20 protein-coding genes and 2 pseudogenes are annotated in these 18,681 nt (G+C 42.2%); 10 read left to right on the top strand and 12 right to left on the bottom strand.

Annotation, left to right across the window (positions count from 1 at the left end; all coding sequences use genetic code 11):
* The first annotated feature begins 49 nt into the window (after nucleotides 1-49).
* Nucleotides 50-1,015, top strand: coding sequence for a nucleoside hydrolase (locus AC1TPC_RS02725; protein ID WP_482065351.1), 966 nt, complete (start codon nucleotides 50-52; stop codon nucleotides 1,013-1,015).
* A gap of 2 nt (nucleotides 1,016-1,017) precedes the next feature.
* On the top strand, nucleotides 1,018-1,530 hold the full coding sequence (locus AC1TPC_RS02720) for an acyl-CoA thioesterase (protein ID WP_482065350.1): 513 nt from the start codon (nucleotides 1,018-1,020) through the stop codon (nucleotides 1,528-1,530).
* A 115-nt stretch (nucleotides 1,531-1,645) separates the two neighbouring features.
* On the opposite strand, the gene AC1TPC_RS02715 is transcribed toward AC1TPC_RS02720, so the two are convergent.
* Nucleotides 1,646-2,320: a succinylglutamate desuccinylase/aspartoacylase family protein gene (locus tag AC1TPC_RS02715; protein WP_482065349.1), complete on the bottom strand. Its 675-nt coding sequence runs from the start codon at nucleotides 2,318-2,320 to the stop codon at nucleotides 1,646-1,648.
* A gap of 295 nt (nucleotides 2,321-2,615) precedes the next feature.
* Here AC1TPC_RS02715 and AC1TPC_RS02710 point away from each other — a divergent pair, with 295 nt between their 5' ends.
* Nucleotides 2,616-2,759 carry a hypothetical protein gene (locus AC1TPC_RS02710; RefSeq protein ID WP_482065348.1) on the top strand — a complete coding sequence of 48 codons (144 nt, stop codon included), beginning with the start codon at nucleotides 2,616-2,618 and terminating at the stop codon, nucleotides 2,757-2,759.
* A 230-nt stretch (nucleotides 2,760-2,989) separates the two neighbouring features.
* On the opposite strand, the gene AC1TPC_RS02705 is transcribed toward AC1TPC_RS02710, so the two are convergent.
* Nucleotides 2,990-3,514 carry a superoxide dismutase family protein gene (locus tag AC1TPC_RS02705; protein ID WP_482065347.1) on the bottom strand — a complete coding sequence of 175 codons (525 nt, stop codon included), beginning with the start codon at nucleotides 3,512-3,514 and terminating at the stop codon, nucleotides 2,990-2,992.
* Between the two features lie 328 nt (nucleotides 3,515-3,842).
* Here AC1TPC_RS02705 and AC1TPC_RS02700 point away from each other — a divergent pair, with 328 nt between their 5' ends.
* Complete coding sequence (locus AC1TPC_RS02700) at nucleotides 3,843-5,585, top strand: fibronectin type III domain-containing protein (protein WP_482065346.1); 1,743 nt, start codon at nucleotides 3,843-3,845, stop codon at nucleotides 5,583-5,585.
* 63 nt (nucleotides 5,586-5,648) lie between these two features.
* On the opposite strand, the gene AC1TPC_RS02695 is transcribed toward AC1TPC_RS02700, so the two are convergent.
* From AC1TPC_RS02695 to AC1TPC_RS02685, 3 genes are all read right to left on the bottom strand, one after another.
* Nucleotides 5,649-6,287, bottom strand: coding sequence for an HAD hydrolase-like protein (locus tag AC1TPC_RS02695; RefSeq protein WP_482065345.1), 639 nt, complete (start codon nucleotides 6,285-6,287; stop codon nucleotides 5,649-5,651).
* A gap of 208 nt (nucleotides 6,288-6,495) precedes the next feature.
* Nucleotides 6,496-7,032: a MerR family transcriptional regulator gene (locus tag AC1TPC_RS02690; protein WP_482065344.1), complete on the bottom strand. Its 537-nt coding sequence runs from the start codon at nucleotides 7,030-7,032 to the stop codon at nucleotides 6,496-6,498.
* 519 nt (nucleotides 7,033-7,551) lie between these two features.
* Complete coding sequence (locus tag AC1TPC_RS02685; RefSeq protein ID WP_482065343.1) at nucleotides 7,552-8,037, bottom strand: SRPBCC domain-containing protein; 486 nt, start codon at nucleotides 8,035-8,037, stop codon at nucleotides 7,552-7,554.
* A gap of 344 nt (nucleotides 8,038-8,381) precedes the next feature.
* Here AC1TPC_RS02685 and AC1TPC_RS02680 point away from each other — a divergent pair, with 344 nt between their 5' ends.
* Together AC1TPC_RS02680 and AC1TPC_RS02675 are read left to right on the top strand one after the other, a co-directional pair.
* Complete coding sequence (locus AC1TPC_RS02680; RefSeq protein ID WP_482065342.1) at nucleotides 8,382-9,227, top strand: EamA family transporter; 846 nt, start codon at nucleotides 8,382-8,384, stop codon at nucleotides 9,225-9,227.
* A 147-nt stretch (nucleotides 9,228-9,374) separates the two neighbouring features.
* Complete coding sequence (locus tag AC1TPC_RS02675) at nucleotides 9,375-9,746, top strand: hypothetical protein (RefSeq protein WP_482065341.1); 372 nt, start codon at nucleotides 9,375-9,377, stop codon at nucleotides 9,744-9,746.
* A gap of 107 nt (nucleotides 9,747-9,853) precedes the next feature.
* Here AC1TPC_RS02675 and AC1TPC_RS02670 read toward each other — a convergent pair whose 3' ends face one another.
* Nucleotides 9,854-10,858 (bottom strand): aminoglycoside phosphotransferase family protein, encoded by a 1,005-nt coding sequence (locus tag AC1TPC_RS02670; RefSeq protein WP_482065340.1) that lies wholly within the window; start codon nucleotides 10,856-10,858, stop codon nucleotides 9,854-9,856.
* A 462-nt stretch (nucleotides 10,859-11,320) separates the two neighbouring features.
* Nucleotides 11,321-11,725, bottom strand: coding sequence for a CBS domain-containing protein (locus AC1TPC_RS02665; protein WP_482065339.1), 405 nt, complete (start codon nucleotides 11,723-11,725; stop codon nucleotides 11,321-11,323).
* 438 nt (nucleotides 11,726-12,163) lie between these two features.
* On the opposite strand from AC1TPC_RS02665, the gene AC1TPC_RS02660 reads away from it, so the two are divergent.
* From AC1TPC_RS02660 to AC1TPC_RS02650, 3 genes and pseudogenes are all read left to right on the top strand, one after another.
* On the top strand, nucleotides 12,164-12,388 hold the full coding sequence (locus AC1TPC_RS02660) for an S-layer homology domain-containing protein (protein WP_482065338.1): 225 nt from the start codon (nucleotides 12,164-12,166) through the stop codon (nucleotides 12,386-12,388).
* Nucleotides 12,337-12,465 (top strand): annotated as a pseudogene (locus AC1TPC_RS02655) (sugar ABC transporter permease); the annotation flags it as partial. The gene AC1TPC_RS02660 and the pseudogene AC1TPC_RS02655, both read left to right, overlap by 52 nt.
* A 71-nt stretch (nucleotides 12,466-12,536) precedes the next feature.
* Complete coding sequence (locus tag AC1TPC_RS02650; RefSeq protein ID WP_482065337.1) at nucleotides 12,537-12,815, top strand: hypothetical protein; 279 nt, start codon at nucleotides 12,537-12,539, stop codon at nucleotides 12,813-12,815.
* A 406-nt stretch (nucleotides 12,816-13,221) separates the two neighbouring features.
* On the opposite strand, the gene AC1TPC_RS02645 is transcribed toward AC1TPC_RS02650, so the two are convergent.
* The 4 genes and pseudogenes from AC1TPC_RS02645 to AC1TPC_RS02630 form a co-directional block, all read right to left on the bottom strand.
* Nucleotides 13,222-14,235, bottom strand: a complete 1,014-nt coding sequence (locus tag AC1TPC_RS02645; protein WP_482065336.1) for a zinc-dependent alcohol dehydrogenase family protein — start codon at nucleotides 14,233-14,235, stop codon at nucleotides 13,222-13,224.
* A 21-nt stretch (nucleotides 14,236-14,256) separates the two neighbouring features.
* Nucleotides 14,257-15,167 (bottom strand): annotated as a pseudogene (locus AC1TPC_RS02640) (LLM class oxidoreductase).
* 179 nt (nucleotides 15,168-15,346) lie between these two features.
* Nucleotides 15,347-15,652, bottom strand: coding sequence for an ArsR/SmtB family transcription factor (locus tag AC1TPC_RS02635; protein WP_482065335.1), 306 nt, complete (start codon nucleotides 15,650-15,652; stop codon nucleotides 15,347-15,349).
* 127 nt (nucleotides 15,653-15,779) lie between these two features.
* The gene (locus AC1TPC_RS02630; RefSeq protein ID WP_482065644.1) at nucleotides 15,780-16,853 is read right to left on the bottom strand and encodes a phosphotransferase enzyme family protein; all 1,074 of its coding nucleotides are present in this window, start codon (nucleotides 16,851-16,853) and stop codon (nucleotides 15,780-15,782) included.
* An 845-nt stretch (nucleotides 16,854-17,698) separates the two neighbouring features.
* Between AC1TPC_RS02630 and AC1TPC_RS02625 the strand changes: the two genes are divergently transcribed.
* Entirely contained in the window at nucleotides 17,699-17,983 is a 285-nt protein-coding gene (locus AC1TPC_RS02625; protein ID WP_482065334.1) for a hypothetical protein, read from the top strand.
* Nucleotides 17,984-18,164: 181 nt separating this feature from the next.
* Here AC1TPC_RS02625 and AC1TPC_RS02620 read toward each other — a convergent pair whose 3' ends face one another.
* Nucleotides 18,165-18,482 (bottom strand): hypothetical protein, encoded by a 318-nt coding sequence (locus tag AC1TPC_RS02620; protein WP_482065333.1) that lies wholly within the window; start codon nucleotides 18,480-18,482, stop codon nucleotides 18,165-18,167.
* Nucleotides 18,483-18,681: the final 199 nt, after the last annotated feature.

The following is an 18,681-nucleotide window of genomic DNA, read 5'->3' as shown; positions in this document are numbered from 1 at the left end:
GCTTCATTAATTGTTTACAATGAACGAAAGCAGAAGGGGGAGTTATGACATGTCAAACATAAACAGAATGCTGCTTGACGTAGATACAGGCATCGATGACGCCTTAGCCATTTTATACGCGCTCTTATCTCCAGAGATAAAAGTAGAGGGCATCACGACCGGAGTCGGAAATATTGATGTTGAACAAGCGACTGAAAATACATTGCGCGTCGTTCAAGTTGCGAACTGCGGGTATGAGGTTCCTGTTGCTAAAGGTGCTGCAGGACCGCTTAAACGTATATTTCCTGGGTCCGTGTCCCATATCCATGGGCATAATGGTATAGGAGATGCCATTTTGCCGCCGTCTCCCAAGCAGCTGGAAACGGAAACTGCCGCACAGTTCATCGTTCGAAAAGTAAATGAAAGCCCTGGCGAGCTTACTCTCGTTACCGTAGGCAGACAGACGAATTTGGCTCTTGCTTTGCAGCTGGACCCTACTATTGAAACCAAAATCAAGAAGGTTGTCATTATGGGAGGCAGCGTATTTGTACCAGGAAATAGTACGCCTGTCAGCGAAGCTAATTTTTACGGCGATCCGGAAGCAGCTGCCATCGTATTCGAATCGCAGCTTCCGCTTACGATAGTAGGTCTTGACGTTACGCAGAAGACTCGGTTAAGCAAGCAGCATATGGCCTATTTGTCACGTGAGATTGCAGAGGACAAACGAGAAATTTTCGATTTTCTGAATGTAGCATTAGAGCCTTACTTTGATTTCTATGCGTTCTCGAACGAATTTGATGGGGAATGCGCGATGCATGATCCGTTAGCTGTTCTCGTAGCCATTAACCCGTCACTCGTCCAAATCGAAACGATGAATGCGGTAATCGATTGTGGGACAGGCTATACGGCTGGAATGATCATTACGGATCGCAGAGTGCGCTCAACTGTCGGTCGCCCCATTGATTTTTGCTTAGAAGTCGATCAAGAGAAAGCCATTGCGCAGCTATTATCCGTTTTTACTAAAGGGGAAAAATAACCATGGAGCAAAGGTACTCGCGTGAATCCAAATGCTACAAAACGGCAAGGGTATTTCCCCCAGACGTTAACAATCATAATACGTTATTTGGTGGTAAACTAATGGCTTACATTGACGACATTGCTTCCATTGCTGCAACCAAGCATTGCAGGCGATCAGTCGTGACAGCCTCAACGGATTCCGTCGATTTTCTCCAGCCCATTAGACCTTCGGATTCCGTATGCCTGGAGTCATTCGTAACTTGGACAGGCCGTACTTCTGTTGAGGTTTTTGTTAAGGTGATTAAGGAAGATTTGTTAAGCGGAGAGCGCAAAGTTGCCGCAACGTCATTTTTGACGTTTGTCGCATTGGATGAGAATCGGAAGCCCATTCCCGTTCCGTTAGTCGTTCCAGAAACGGAAGAGGAGCTCAAGCTGTTCGAGACTGCTCCGCACCGCGCAGAAATGCGCAAGATTAGAAGAGATGAGAGCAAGAAGTTCGCTGGATTTTTGACTGTGAAGCAACCTTGGGACTGATTTGCGATATAGCAGGGTAGGCTTGTGATACCATTTGAAAATAAATGAAGACTGCATTGGCAGCTGCTGCCAATGCGGTCTTTTTGGTATTGCGTGAAGTGTCGCCATTATCTGCTTATTTCAATTGTAATTCATTCAAAAAACGATCTAGAATTGCCACTTGAAATTTAACGCGATCTGAAATAGGCAAACCGATAGAGGTCTCAATCGTTACTGCGTTTGCTTTTAAGTAGGTGTTGACAGCAGTGCGGCCAGAACCAGGCAAGTGATGCAACCGAGTAGAAAATTTTCTTTTTTTGTTGTTGATGGAACGATTCATATGACAGACGATTCGTCTTACCGTTGGGATTGCTTCACTCTTGGGATTCGTAATCAGCGTCTGACCAAGAGATCGTGGATTTACTTTAAATAACCCGTTTGCTTCATGCAGATCAAGATACCAGCTCGGCTGGAATTGCTTCGTTAAATGAAATAATGCTGCCGAAAGAGGATGATATGCTGCGCGATTAGGTCGTGGAAAAGTTCGATTCAAATCGGGCTTACCCCGGCTGCAGCTTTTATAGGCTTGTTGATTGACAATAGGAACAATGATAAGAACTCCTCTTTTGATATGGAGTGATCTTTTTTTTAATTGATTTAAAAGATGCTTTGCTCCATAAATGCTGCCTATTTCACTTCCATGGACTCCAGCCGTAATCATTACCTTGTTACCTTGCGAGTCACCCCGGACAACATAATAGGGCGTCTCAAATTTCGTGTTTTTCGCTAATTGATGCCTAGTTATATGCATAAAGCGACGATCACCTCCAACATTAACCACAATATGAACTAATCAATCGTATAGTAACGGACAGGTACCTATTTGTTGTTTTATTTGCATGTTTTAGCAAAAAAAGGGTATTTTATTCGAAAAATCAAATGTGCATAGAAGACACTGCTGCTCGGAAGATATGTATCTGACATTAAACCATTTAACTTACAAGGAACAAATGTTCTCAATGGTGTGAAGGGGAAAGCAGCCCACCTCCAGCTCTGATCGACAAGCTTGAGCGGAAAATTCAACAATTAAAAAAGGATAATCAAGCATGAGGTGGCAGCGAGCAGGAGTATTGGCAGTTCCAAATAAAGATATTCCTGCCGGCAAAGAGGTTGTCATTACAGCTTGGACGAAAACAATGGAGCTAACCGAAGCTCAACGCGGCCTGGCGCTAAAGAAGCCAGCACGTTGAAATTTTCTGCTATGATGAAGAGAAAATCGCCACTTTTAAATATAGCTATATCAATGAAGGGCCTGAGAAGATCCCTGCATCCATACGCGGTGGTGGCGGAACGATGTAAGAGGGGATTCGAAGTGAAAAGGGAGCTTTGAAATGAAAACGGAGCAATAAAAATAAACCGCGAGGTAATCGTTTGATTACTTCGCGGTTTATTCTTGTTGTTCAAGTGAGAAGGGAGTTCTCTATTTGATAACTCCGCATGCTATTCGATTTCCTGAGTTTCCAGATGGATCTGTCACATAATCATCCGCTTTTTCATGAATAATGATGGATGTTCCTTCAGGTTGAAATAACGAATTGGGTTTCCCATGTGCCAATGTTACGGTTTCACTAGTGATCATAGCTTTTACTTTACCATCTGCACCAACCTCAATGTTTGGCAAATCTCCATCATGGAAACCTTTTGGGTTATGGAAGCCATGTTGTTTGCTTTGAGGGTTGAGATGGGCGCCGGCAGTCGTGAAATCAGGGACATCGCATTTGCCTACAGCGTGGAAATGGATGCCATGGGTCCCTGGAGCAAGATTTTCAGCCTCAATGAGGATATGTACTTTATTAGCTTTTTGCGAGAGCTCCGCTGTACCTATCTGCTTCCCTTCACCATTGATGATATTTACGTGGACCGCATTTGCGCTCGCATGGTTCATTGCAGTTGCGAGAGTAAGAGCGGATATGATCAAACCGATTAACACCATTATTTTCTTCATATCATTCCTCCTGGTTTCTAATTAATGGGATTTCTATTTGTGGTCACCTACCTATTTTTAACAATAATTAATATTTTATGCGTTTAGCTATTCCTCCTCCAAAAGTAATTGGCGACTGTATTTGAGAGTATTTTATCCCTCTTTTATCCATTTTTGCTCTTGAGAAGAAAAGAGGGGATGGATTAAAGTGGAAATGTACGGGGCTTCTTGAGTGGATGATGATCATGACGGTATTATTTTGGATTTCTGAGAGAGGCGGTGGTTTAGGCTGCAGTATTTTTTCGGATAGCGTTTTGGTAACTGTATTGACAATTTAAGGAGGAATCTTATGAAGATTGTTTCGAACAGCCCATCGACTTTGAAGAAAATTTCAGCTATTTTGCTAATTGCAGTTTTAATCATCGCTTTAATGCCAGGAATGGCCAATGCAGCTGACCGAGGTGCTTGGGCGCCTAACACATCTTATGCCGTAAATGATACCGTAACTTATGGCGGAGCAAGCTATAAGTGCATACAAGCGCATACATCTTTAACAGGTTGGGAACCGTCTAACGTGCCTGCTTTATGGGGACTCGTCCAAGGAGGAGGAGGCGGCGATACGCAAGCGCCAACTGTTCCTTCAAATTTACGTGCAACCGGATCAACTACATCCAGCATATCGTTAGCCTGGAATGCATCAACTGATCAAGTCGGTGTTACTGGATACCATTTGTATCGGGCTTCTGCACTCGTTGGAAGTGTGTCAGGCAGTACATTGACCTTCACGGAAACGGGGTTAAGTGCAAGCACGACTTATACGTACACCGTCAAAGCGAAAGATGCGGCAGGCAATTTGTCCGCTGCCAGCAACTCTCTTAGCGTCGCTACCAAAAGCGGGGGAGGCGACACAATCGCTCCAACGGTTCCGAAAAATGTTAGCGTATCGGGAACAACATCGTCCAGCGTTACCTTATCTTGGACTGCATCTACCGATAATGTTGGAGTAACGGGGTATGACGTATACAGAGGAGGTTCATTGTCTGCGACAGCAACGGGTACAACGGCTACTGTAACAGGACTTGCAGCAAACACTACTTATTCTTTTACAGTGAAGGCGAAGGATGCCGCAGGCAATGCTTCAGCCGCAAGCTCAGCGGTTAGCGGCAAAACCAATAGCTCAGGCGGAGGAGGGTCACTGCCGAAACATATCCTCACAGGCTACTGGCAAAACTTCGTAAATGGCGCAACGAATCTCAAACTTAGCGCAGTGCCAAGTCAATATGATATCATTGTGGTGTCTTTTGCAGATATGGACATGTCCAAACCAGGCGGAGTCACTTTCAATGTAGATTCTTCATTGTCCTCGGCACTTGGAGGCTATACGAATGCCAATCTTATTAGCGATATTCAAGCTAAGCGTTCGCAAGGCAAGAAGGTTATCCTCGCTATTGGAGGGCAAAATGGCAACATTGATTTGAGCAGCTCGTCTCCGAATGTAGCCAATTTTGTAAACAGCATGTACAGCTTAATTACGCAGTTCGGCTTTGACGGCATTGATATCGATTTAGAAAATGGGATGAACGTTGCCAATTTAACTAGCGCAGTTCGTCAGCTTCAACAAAAAGTTGGACCAAGCTTCATCTTAACGATGGCTCCGCAAACGATTGATATGCAAAGTCAAAATACAACTTATATGCAGCTCTATAAGAACCTCAAGGATATTACGACGGTTATTAATGTACAGTACTACAATTCCGGCTGTATGCTCGGCCGTGATGGCGTATGTTATGCTCAAGGCACAGTTAATTTCTTAACAGCGTTGTCCGACTTGTCGCTGCAGTGGGTAGCGCCTTCGCAGCTTGGTCTTGGTCTTCCAGCTACGACATCCGCAGCTGGTGGAGGTTATGTCAGTCCTACTGTCGTAAACAATGCGCTTAGCTGCTTAGCAACAGGGAATAATTGCGGAACGTATAAACCTGTTGCGAAATATGCGGATATTCGCGGCGCGATGACGTGGTCGATTAACTGGGATGGGAAAAACAACTATGCTTTTGCAAACACGGTGAAGCCTTTCTTAACAAATATGCCATAATTTATAATATCGTCAACGTATGAAGAATTTAGGCGGCACATGGGATGATCATTGTGTCGCCTTTTATATGAGAAAATCGTGAGGAAGTAATTCCATGATTTCGTGAGGTTCATTTACTATAAAATCTGGATTGTAACTTTGAAGCAGCTCAATTGAATCATAACCCCAAGTAACGGCAATCATTTTTATGCCCACCCGTTTGCATGCCTCTATATCTCTTAACTCATCACCAACGTAAATCATTTGTTCTTTGGATATATGATGTAATTTGAGGTAATTATTTATAACTCGATGTTTACCGAAAATATTATTCCCACTAAATATTGAACCAATCGTATCCGATAAATGATTCCGTTCTGAAAATGTCTTAATATTTTCGACGGTGTTAGAAGAGATAATATCTGGTTTAAATCCGTTGGCCGATAAGGATGCAAATAAGTCGGAAATTCCTTTCACTGCAGATAACGTATGTACTTTATCCTTGTAACATCTCTTAATATCAAGAACAAGCTTTGGCAAATGAACAGCCGGAATATTTAGTTCTTTTATTCGATTTGGAATACTTAAGGAACTAAGATGAGGTACATGATGCTGCTCAATTCGTTTATAACCTCTTGCACCAGCTAATTCGTTATAGATCTCAATAGCAAGTGGTTTACTATTTACCATCGTTCCATCAAAATCAAATACAATTCGTACCATTCGCAGCTTCACCTCGTTGCAAATTTTTGTAGTGTAACCAGTAAACTAATTTCAGATCATTATCTCTTTCGCAGCTCAGGCAAGTCAATACTAGCTATTTGATCATTTCGATCGATAGGGGATCGGATCATGTGCGCATAAATAAAAGAGGCAGCCTTGGACTAATCGAGTCCAGGCTGCCTCTTTTTTCGAAATGAGCGAAAGCCATTTACAAGAATGAGAAAATGGATTTCAAAAGGCCGCGCTTCCTTGGCGAAGCCTGATGTTCGGCGATGGGAGCGGGGTGAATCACCTCGGGTGACAAATTGGTTTTGCTGCTTGAAATTTGTATCGTTTCTATGGATGCAGCTAGCTGTACGATCATTTGGCGCAGCTCCTCCAGTTCCTCGCGCTGCTGAAGCAACTGCACCGAGACGACTTCGTCGGCTTTCTGATCTAGCGAGCGCTCGATATCCTCGACACGGGTTAACAATTCCATTGACGGATTATGTGTGTGTACCGGAGTCTCATCGTGCAAAGTCTGAGGCGGCTGCTTGTTAGTCATGAGAACAATGCGGTCCAACGTTTCGCCATGATCGATTCGGTCTTTAATGTGAATAAGCAGGTCAATTTCCTGCTCCGAGAATATATAGTGGCCAGACCGATCTTTTTGAAAAAAATCGGGAAAAGTGGAAGCCCAACGTTTGATAGTCGTTTGGCTGACAGAAAGCAGATCTGCGGCATCTTTCGTTTTCAAAATACCCATTTCGATCCCTCCGTTTCAGGTGTTCTGTTATGGATATTCGCTGTTAGTAAGAGACTCCCTGCACGGGTGACAAAGGAAGTGCTGATTCGATAAATAAAGTGTTAATACGAGCGAAAAGGCTATTGTAACCTGTTTTTTTTACGAATGGAACCAAATAAAGGGATAGTTTAATAAAAATACCGATGATCCAAAGCAAGACAAACAAAGCATCGACGTTCTGGATAAAGTCCATTACAGAAATATGTACCTCGGTTCGCTTGTGGCATTTTGGAGATTGTTTATCTAACTTGTTAAAAATGACTCGGGTACACGCCACAGGCTGACAGGGTGGAGGATCGGAGATTTTCTTGATGGAGACCAAATGGAGATCCATAGTCGCAACCATACTTTACGGCTGTATCCACTTTTTACAGAAAACGTGAACATTTTAGAGTAAAGTGATTCTTCATAGAGGGAGGATAGTTATAAACAAAAAAACACCGGTGGTCGGTGTTTTTAGCTTCAGCAATATCAAATTGTTTATATCTTCAGGTATTCGGCTAATTGATCGAAGGTTCCGGTAAATCCGTTCTGAACGATCTCACGTGAAGAATTGAAGGTTTTATTCTCTTCCTCAGACGGGGACACGGGAACAATAATCGTTGTAAGAGTTGTTTTTCCATTGTCCTCGATGAACGTCATGGTATTCAATGTTTCAAGTGGCCAATTTACGTCAAAGGGTGCACGTACAACGTTACCTTCCTCATCAGAAAAGAAACTGGTGTATACGATTTTCTCCGATGCAACAATTTCACTATATACAAATTCAACCCACATGATGTCGCCGTCAGCAGGTTTCTGGCTGTAGTGAAAGACACCGCCCGGCTGGAAATCTGCTTTCTCAACATGAAACGCCCAACCTCTTGGTCCCCACCAGTTCCGCAGATGTTGTGATTCGGTGAATGCCTTAAACACAAGTTCTCGTGGAGCGTTGAAAGTATAAGTAATTTCGATTTGAGTTGACATTGCGATTCCTCCAATAATCTTTTTTGTATTCCTCTCATTTGCAGATCCTTCCACGAGGAAATACGAGGTTCGAGAAAGAAAAAGACTCATTGGTATGATGTTAGTGGGTCCCAGAGCTGGCCGGCGACCGGACCAAAAAAACCAAAGAGACTACAAGATGAATTCTACTCAAAATGAACGCATTAATCAACGAATGGTTTCAAAACAAGCACGAAGAAATAGAGGCTAACACGATGGATAGAGGGAGTATACATGAATTATTTTAGAAGACAACTCACGCTGTATGTGGATTTTATGGTAAAATGTTGAATTATTCAGACTGATATTGGATGGTGGCAGATCTAGTGTTTAGTTTAGCTGTGATACTCGTACTCTGTTCTGGTTGCCTTCATTCCATTTGGAATCTTTATACTAAAAGAAGCATAAATAAGAATGTTTTTCTTTGGTTTTGTCAACTTGTCGCAATTATCATATTTTTGCCGTGGGCTATAGTTGAATGGGATAGCAGCATAACGATTACTGGGTGTTGGGCAATATTTGCATCCATGTTCCTGCACGGACTGTATATCAAATTACTAGCTGCTACATATTCAGTAGGTGACTTGTCACAGGTTTATCCAATAATGCGAGGAACTAGCCCATTATTAGTACCACTTTTAGGAGTGACTTTACTTAACGAAAAGTTAACTACCTTTGGTTGGATAGGTGTAACCTGTATTGTTTTAGGAATCGTTTTGCTAAGTAACATAACACTCAAGAGTAATGAATTATCATCATTAAAGGCACCGTTATTGGCATTGGCAGTGGGGGTATGCATCGCTAGTTACATTGTTATTGATAAGATAGCATTAAACTATGTTTCACCGGTAGTTTTAAACGAAGCAACAAATATAGGAAATTTACTAGCTCTTTCATGGACAACTTTTAACTCCAAAGGCATACGTAAAGAACTCAACATTAACTGGAAGATCATTTTGTTTGGTGGGATTATAGCACCCGCTGGTTATCTATTGTTCTTGTTTGCCTTATCACTTGCCCCTGTAGCTCAGCTCGCTCCTATGAGAGAAATAGGAACAGTATTTGGTACGGTCATGGGAATAATTATTCTCCAAGAAAAACAAGGCACAAGACGGCTACTTACATCTATTTTAATTACGCTAGGAGTTATCATCGTAGGAGTATGGGGGTAATTTCCAAAAAGAATCAATTCATTTCTGAACATATTTTGTTACGCTAACTAAGGACGAGCGTTCAATTGTAATTTGACTGGCGTACGAGCAACGATAGTTTGTTCAACAACTGATCCTAATTAAAAGCATAGAAGGATGATGAGTAAAATGAAAGATAGTATTTATCAAGAGTGGCCATCCAACGAACATGCTAGATGGATCAAAATGGGGCATTTCTTCGGTAAGACACTAATGGATGAAGTTAAAGGGTATGCAAAAGGGAAAATTAATCCTAATTGCTCTTTAGAAGAAAAAGATGTTGCAGAAAAAGCTATCAGCGATACCTTGTATGGTTTAATGATGCTATTGGATGGAGTTATCGAAAGTACTATCGATAAGGATCATGGCGTTGAATTTGCATTGGTTGCAAGAGTATATGATCAAAATACTAGAGAATATTTAGAAGAAATCGAATTGGCCCCAGATGGTGATGGTTTGTGTATGGGGATTCACATGTGGGAAGATGGAGAGTTTGAATAGAGTTGGTGAAAAGCCAACGGTTAATGATAGCACCATGCACAAGGCTGCCGGCCAACCGGCAGCCTTTATTGATGTAACAAGCAGGTGATCGCGGTGCGGCCGCCGCTTTAACTGTCGCCATATTTGGCGAGATACAGCGGGTACGAATGAAGATGAATGGCCCTGGCCTTGCGCTGGGACTCCTCCCGATACTCCGGCACCTGCTCAGCCTCGACATAATCAGCCAGCACGTCGATGACATCGTCGAGCAGCTTCGCCCGAAAATACAGTTCCAACCGTTTGACTGCCGCAGCACCTGCTCCTGCCAGTACTTTCTCTATCCATATCTGCCATGACGGATCATGCGTTAGTGGCCAAAGCAGTACCGAGTAGTCCATCGCCGCATCGCCTTGGCCGGAAAGGTCGTCCCAGTCGATGATCCGGAAACCGTCCCTGCCGCAAGTTAGTACGTTGTTGCCGTTAAGGTCGTTATGAACAACATCGACCGCAGGGAGTTGAAATGCAGGTGTCTGACGGACTGTTTCCCTCAACCTTCTGATCTCTTCCCCAAACCACGAAATCGCCTCGTCCGACACGAAATCCCTGAGCAGATCGCGTGACTTTCGGATTCCGTCGAGATCATCCGAAAACCGGGAAATATACTCGTCCTCGAATGCCTCCGCATAAGTACGCGTCTCAGCCTTAGGCAGCATTCCGCGAAGACGATCGTCGTGATGGAGCTTAGCGACGGTCGCTATGACACCTGTCATTGCGACCTCGGGATTCCGTACTTCCGCAAGTGGGGTCGCATCTTCGATATATTCGAAAACTAGGCCGTAGGGATATCCTGGCACGATCTCGCGGTCAATCGCATGAACCAGCTTGGGCGCGGCGTAGTGCTCAGCAAGATAATCGCTGACGTCTGCCCACTGCCGCAGCCGAGCGGCTTTGTCAGGTGGGGCTAGCTTAACGTGAAGCCGCGTGCGGTCGTCTGTCAAACGGATAGACAAATTGCCGAAGCCTCCGGGGTTATATATATATGACGCCTGGATCTTATTCGGGACTAAGCCAATTGCATCGGCGTTCGCCGATGCCCACTCGGCAATCATTCGTTCTGCTAGTTGTACCTGCATATCTACAATATGCCTCCTTGGCCAAAAACTTAATGGATTCATTATATTATCTTTTTATTTTTATTAGGTTTGAACCACAGAATCCTGTACTATATCAACTTTTACAAAAGTACCAATACTGGTTTCATGAGGACTTAAAAATTAATCATAGTTCAATTCGAAAGTTAATAAATGAATTGAAAATAGTTAAAGATCACACATACAAAGCAACTATTATCTCTGAACTTAAGAAGATAAGATTGTTTGAAGGAGCTAAAAATATGAAAAGGATTTATCAAAATATACTTCCGATCGAGTACATTTTAAAAAGTTTAATAAATGTTATAGATCAAAAGGAGACTGAAAAGATAAGTATTATCTCTATCTCGCGACGGGTAACGATAGCTCGCTAAACATTATGAACAAAGATAAGGCTACCGGCGAACGGCAGCCTTCATGATCCGCAAGATCAGGTCTTTCCAACTAATCAGCAATATTCCGGGTATAGTATTCGATAATATCTTTGCGGCGAATAATACCGAGGAAGACGCGATCGGCGTCTACGACCGGAACGAAGTTCTGATCGGCTGCCAGCGTCAGCATATCGTCCAAATCGGCGCTGATCTCGACGCATTCGACTTTCAACCGCTTTTTGATGGAGACGACAGGAATTTCGTCCATCGTATCGAAGCCGAGGCCGGGTGTGCCTTTCAGCTTCCATAATAAATCTCCCTCGGATAGCGTTCCGAAATATAAGCCGTTATCGTCCAAGATCGGAATGGCTGTATAATGGCTCGCCTCCAATTTATCCAAGGCTTCTTTCATATTAGAGGAAGTCATGAGGTAAGAGACCTTGTTCTTGGGATATAGAAACGATTTGATGTCCATTGAATCACGCTCCTTTGGTATATTAAAGCATATTTCGTCGCGGGGCGCATTTGGAAGTGACTGGGGTACTACTTTGTCCCAACTCAACACGTTTCCCAGCTTCTCTCGTATTGGTAAATCTTTATGTCTTAATTGTATCATAGGATTAACCAAATAAAGTCCTCTGAAAGTTATATTTTCGTCCTTAGATATTAGTCAACATCTATCTCAACTACCTCGATACGATGTGGGAAAAACGGTAACGGACCGAGACGGCATGCCCGACGTCTGAGAACAAGCAAAAGGATTGAACCCGAATGATTCGTGCGACGGAAACGGTGACAACAATAGAGATGGCTATACCCATCTGGAAGATTATTTGAACGAGCTGGCGATTTCCGGATCCCCTGCAAATATTCCGCGCATGTATCAAGTGGAATTTATGATGCTGCAGCAGAAATGGTCACATTTGAAACCACCCGTGCGGGGACATTCACCGTAGTGTCTGTTTTTAAAACATTTGACGATCTGGAACAATACGCATGGGCAAAAAAATCGGTAAACGTCTTGGCATCTAAAGGCATTTTCAACGGAACCGGAGATAAACAGGATAGTGATAGCTGTCTATGTTCCATATTACACTGCCTACTTTGTTCCCAACCATACTTGTATTGTTCCTATTGAATATTGGGAATTTCTTGGAGCTTGGCTTTGATCAGATTTATAATTTATTGACGCCGATGACGTATTCAGTAGGGGAAGGATAAACGAACGGTAATGTAGCTTCCCGCTGTAATAGTAAAACAAAATCAGACCGAACTGGTTCTCCGGAATGAATGACGATGGAACGGATTTCGGAGCAGTCATGCGGATCATTCCGGAGGGCGGCAGCATCAAAGCGGAGGGAAACGTAATTCGCATTGAGGGAGCGAGGCGGTTACTAGTGCTTATGAAGTTGTTCGTCCTGGGTGAGCGCTCCAAGGACTGGGAGCGGCTGAAGCAGGAACTGGCCGAGCTTGTTGTTGATTCCTCCTATAAAATACGGCTTGAGCGCAAAATTGTCATGGATCGCTGTACCATTCAGCCACAACTGGAGCTCAAGCTGAAGTAAAAGGAATGTAATAAGATGTATTTCTGAGATTGCTTTTAGATTATCCTGATATGAAAAAACAATCTGTTGAATTTAATAATGAGACGATGAAGAACGCTACATTCACTATTGGACAAATCGTTAATTGAAAGACCTCACAAATAGGATTTTTCTTGTTTTTCTTTTTCGTGTAGGGAATGAGACAAAGTTCTTGTCATCCGACAACAACATACAAGGCTAAAGTAAGAATTGATTTTCTACTTTACATACTTCTTCACAAAACTCGTATTTTATACATATGTCCGAATTCATGAGTCTGAGTGAGGAAGCTGAATCATTTCGAGGGAGTTGAACAAAGACAACCGATCATATTGACCGGCTGCCTTTGTGTTCTTATTGAATTATCGTGTCCCGTAGTGTAATAATGTTATTCGGATACACGGATAACAATTTTCCCAAAAGCCCCTCTGTCGAGATGCTTGTATGCTTCTTTTGCTTCGGAGAATGGGTAAACCGTATCAATAACCGGCTTAATTCTCAGTTCATCAAATGCTTTATTCATATCATCGAAGGATTTACGATGGCCGACATAAATACCTTGTACACGGGCTTGTTTTGCTAAGAGTGAAAACAAATTAACCTCTGCCATCATACTTTTTAGAAAACCGATGATATAGATATGCCCTTGTGGAGTAAGTGCATTGATAGAATGATTGATGCTATCTCCACCAACAACTTCCAGGATATGTTGGGCTCCTTTACCATTCGTAAGCCTTAGGACCTCGTTTTCCCAATCAGGATTTTTTACGTAGTTAATGACTTCCTTTGCTCCTAATGCCTTGACTCTCTCGCCCTTTTCATCGCTGCTTGTCGTTGCGATTACACGTGCTCCCAAAGCCGATGCAATTTGTATCGCGTATATGGATACTCCTCCTGTCCCTTGGACAACTACTGTATCGCCTGCCTTCATTTTTCCATACTCCACCAAGGAGAACCAAACCGTTAAGGCTGCGATCGGAAGCGTAGAAGCCTCTTCGTCCGTCAAATTGGACGGTGTCATTACGGCTGCATCTTCATCAAGGAGCATGTATTCGGCAAGTCCACCATTATTAGGCCCTCCAATTGCGAATGGTGCATCATCATCGTTTGGAGCACCCTCAATCCATTTCGTGTACAAATGAGAAGTTACTCGGTCGCCGACATTAAAACGGGTTACATCTGTACCAACACTTACAACCTCTCCGGCTGCATCCGACACCGGTGTGAAAGGCTTACTCATTAAATAAGGCAGATAAATGCCATCAATAATCGCTTTATCGCGGAAATTAAGCGATACTGCTTTTACACGAACGAGTAGCTGCTTAGGACCGGGTGTTGGTGTTTCCACCTCCACTAATTTCAGGTTTTCCAAACCTACGCCTTGTTTTTGCCATGCTTTCATATGATCATTTCCTCTCTGAATTTAATTTGTAATGGATGGGAAAAATGGGACTATCTCTTCACCTAGCTCGTCAATAACCTCGGCCGCTGGCCGCTGACTATTCTGTAAAACAAATATGACATGATTAACGCCAACCATTTTCAAGCGATAAATGAGTTCCTTAAGAGCGTTTCGACCTATTCTATATCCAAGATGAATGGGAACAGGTTGTTGATTCGGGTCATCCGATAAATCAATATATAATGACTGTACAAACGGTTTAAAGTCTGACGTTAACGATCGCCATTCTTGTATGCGCTCATACTGCTGGCTTACATTTCTCGGATAATAAATCCAGCCATCCCCATGCTCTGCAATCCATTCCAAAAATTGGGAAGAATGACCTGTAATGAGTAAAGGAATAGATGAATAACGCGGCTTAGGCAGTAGATCGCCCTCCTCCATATGGATACGAGACGTTTGAATAATCTGGTGACGATCTTGCCACACTTCCCTCATAACCATGATCGCTTCTTGAAAAAGGCTACTTTTTTCATGGGGATCTACTTGAAAAGCAGGAAACTCAATGGGCCGATCTCCGGTTGCAACGCCAAGGACTAGGCGCTCTCCAGAGATCCGATCGACTGATGCTGCTGTTTTGCAACATGTAACGGATGTCGGACTGTCAGTAGGATACTAGCCGTCCCAAGTGCAATTTCTTTGGTATGAGCTGCTAGATACCCAAGAAATACAATTGGATCATAGATCTGTCCAGCATCGCCAAACCACGGGTTGTATAGTGGAACATCGCGAGTAAACAATGACGCAAAACGAAGCTTTTCAGCCCGTTTGGTTAGAGCCATTTGCTGCTCCAAATTCATTTCCGGAATGCCGCCTTGGTAAGCCTCTAAAGGGAAAATCAGACCAAGTGTCAATTCATCTTCTTTAAACATACGTGCGTAGCCTTTGTGTTTCTTGTTAATGAGTATCACCTCCTTCCAAAATAAATTAACACTTCGAAATATATCAATATGTTTGAACAAAAAAATAAATTCATAAATTGCAAATTGTCGATATATCGTAAGGAAAGAAAACTGAATTCATTGTTGAATTCAGTGGCTATTATGTCACACTACGAATCTTTTTGAAGAAACAAACCAATACGATTAATTGCTTCTTCATTTCGTTTATAGTATGTCCATTTTCCTAAACGAGTTGCATGGACCAGCCCAGCTCGTTGTAATAAAGAGAGATACTGAGACGCGGTCGATTGATTCATATTTAATTTATTGGTAATCTGGCTTACACATACCCCAACATCAATGAGATCAATCCCTTCCTGGGGCGAAAAATGGATTTCAGGGTCCTTTAACCATTCTAAAATTTGAAGTCGGGCTTCATTGGATAATGCTTTGAAAACGTCAATTGGATTGGTCATGGGTCTGATTATATATTATAAGTTTGAAATATGTCAAATCATCCACATGAACATTTTATAGCAATAAGAGTTCAAAATAAATTCGTACAGTTATTGGAAGTAACCTGCTCATTAGGATTCCTGTAAACTAAATATTTCGTTCCTCATATTCAAAGGGTTCTTCACACGAGTAAATTTCATGGAAAAATCCCATATACGGGATATCTTCTTCCAGGCATTTTATACGATACGACAACTCCTCATCACACTCCGGCTCTTCGCCGTTGTTCCGCATTACCTCGAATGCATCTACAATAGCTTCCATGAGGGTTACTTGGATAAATAAGGGCAATTTATCCAATATCGAATTTTCGATTCCGGTCTCGGATCTGTATCCCGCAAGGACTGTTTCAAAATAATCATCCATAAACTTTTTGCGTTTAACGGCGTCTTGCTCACGACTTATCCAGCCCACTCCGTTCGTCCAGAGACCCGCTAGGTCAAACATATACCAACCGAAACATGAATTATCGAAATCATATACGGTTATTTGCCCGGTATCAAAATCTATCGAATAATTCCCATCGTTGTAATCAAAATGGATCATACCGTAAGACTCACGGCTCCTGTCCATTTCTTCTAAGGTTTTAAGGAGTTGTACCAGCTTCTCCTTGAGCAATGTTAACGAGCTGGGTATCAGTTTATTGATATATTCGGCATTGTATTTATCAAAAAATCGATACCGGCGATTTACAGGAGTATATCCTTTCGATAATTCGTGAAGTTTTCCCAAAACTTTACAGCGATTATAAAAATATTCGGTAATCGGAACTCCATCCCGGTACCGATAATTATTTTCCACAAGCATTTTACCTTTGGCCTTTTTAAACAGGCAGATAAAAAAGGTATGATTATTATGAGTAATCTCTTCCAGCAGATCCCCTTTCCGGGAGCTGACTACATCGGAAACACTTCCGCCATGCTCGAATAAATACCTGACATACTCAAGTTCACCCAAAAAATCTTCCCGGCTTCTGTCATTTAAGAAGGCGATTCTAAGTATTTTTGCATCGGTGCCTTCTTTCTCGCAGGTATAAATGACATTACGCCCTCCGTCATGTGCTTTAACCGGCTTGATTTCATAGCCTTCTAATCCGTATAACAATGATACGAATGGAAGTAAATATGCATCACTGATTTTAACAACCTCGTTATATTTTATAATATTTATTTCCTCCAGTTAAAATTGTTGCAACGACTTCCAACATTGAAATTACCACAAAAGAAACCCGAAAATGAAAAAATCGTTCTGTGGACTTAAATGATAATCACCTTGTTTAACATGGAAACATCACTCTTTCAGCTTTTTCTACCTTATATTTTACCTAAAAATGCCAACTGAATTATAGGGAAACTTTTTATATATAAATTCTTTACCAAACAACATTCATTTCTCTGAACCATTTGAATTTACGTCTAAATCGAGTTGCTGCCAACGATGTTGTTATGGACCATTTGATTTTATACTGATTCTTGGGAAATCTTCAGGGATAGTGCTGCCTCTATACTGACTTAAAAAATCACTATATTTTTCGATTATTCCCCTGTTATAAGGGGTCAATATGAAAGCTATACTCACCTTCGAGCGACTCCAGAATGCTCCTTATTTGCTCAATTAATGCGATGAGTTCTCTGCTTTCATCAGCATTATAATATCCACCTCGTCCAGGATCATTTAGTGAAACGGCTGAGAAGGCCGTTTTTGTTCGTCTTATGGGCATGTACGTCTGGTTCTCGCCTTGTTTCCCGGCACCGATTTGCTGCAGAAGGCCAGAAGTGAAGAAAATTGACCGCTGGATGCAAACAGCTGCCACCGTTCTCTCCGGTGATGAAACGAAAAAGTTACTTTTTTATTGACATTTTAAGTTACTTTAATTCGAGAGGGGTAGTTGATATGAATTGCATGAACTGTGGTAGCAATCACGACGTTATTGATTTTTATCGGGGAGAGGAAAGAGCATTCTGTGCGCCGGCTGCCGGTATAAGCTTGCCAACGGCCAGAAGGTCGTGGCTGTCAAGCAGATCGGCAGGCCGTCCCTCGGTGTTACGAAAAAGGTGTCGCTCACGCTGCCAGAAGCCGTTTGGGAGCATCTTGACAGCGAAGCGAACGGGAGCCGCTCGGAGTATCTCCGCAAACTGATCGACCGCATATGTGGTCACAGATCGGGAAGCAGAGAATCGAAGCTACGTGAAGAAAAACAAAGTAACGTATATTTGCACTTTTCGAATGAAAACGGGCTTCATGATACGGTTTCACCGCAGCGAAATCGCCCCCTCCCTAATCTACTGTAACGAGCGTTCAGAGGTAATCCTTTGGGCGAAATCAAGGGGTGAAGGCGACCGACCACGAGATAAATACAATAAAAAAGATGATTTCTGATGAATACAGAAGTCATCTACTGTGGCTAGTTAACCAGAAGGCTGTTTATAAACATTATCCCCACTGGATCAGTTTAGGAACTCGCTTGTGATTTTATTTATCTGCTTGCCAAAGGAAAGAAATTTTCTCCCCTGTCTCTGCATCATAAATATTTGTAATTAAGGGTTTATTGATCTTTTTTCCTTCATAATCAAGTTCTTCGTCAGACTTTACTTGGATAACATAAACCATTCGATCAGGATCGATTTCATAAATGATTTGATCGGTATAACCTTGATTGTAGCTCTCTTCATAAGTCATTAGATTCTTTGCTTTATATTTGGCATTTTTCAATTTTTCATCTGAAACAAATCCCGGGAGCTCTTCAATCTTTTTAAATTGATCAACGTTTTTTTGTTTGTTAGATTTCAACCTTACATCATCTTGCTTTTTTGTTGTTTCTTTATCGATTTGAATTTCATCTTTGGCTTGTTTATAGGATTTTCCACCAATTATCCTGAATTTCGAAAGTGAAATCTTATAAAAACGTAAAAAAGTGCCCTGATCTTTGGTAGAATGGTGTTTGTCTAGAACACATCACCCAAAAGAGAGGAGCACCTTTATGGTGAAG

The organism is Paenibacillus sp. Y280 (assembly GCF_056786335.1).
The sequence above is the reverse complement of the archived record's forward strand: the minus strand, read 5'-3'. Positions and strand labels throughout refer to the sequence as shown.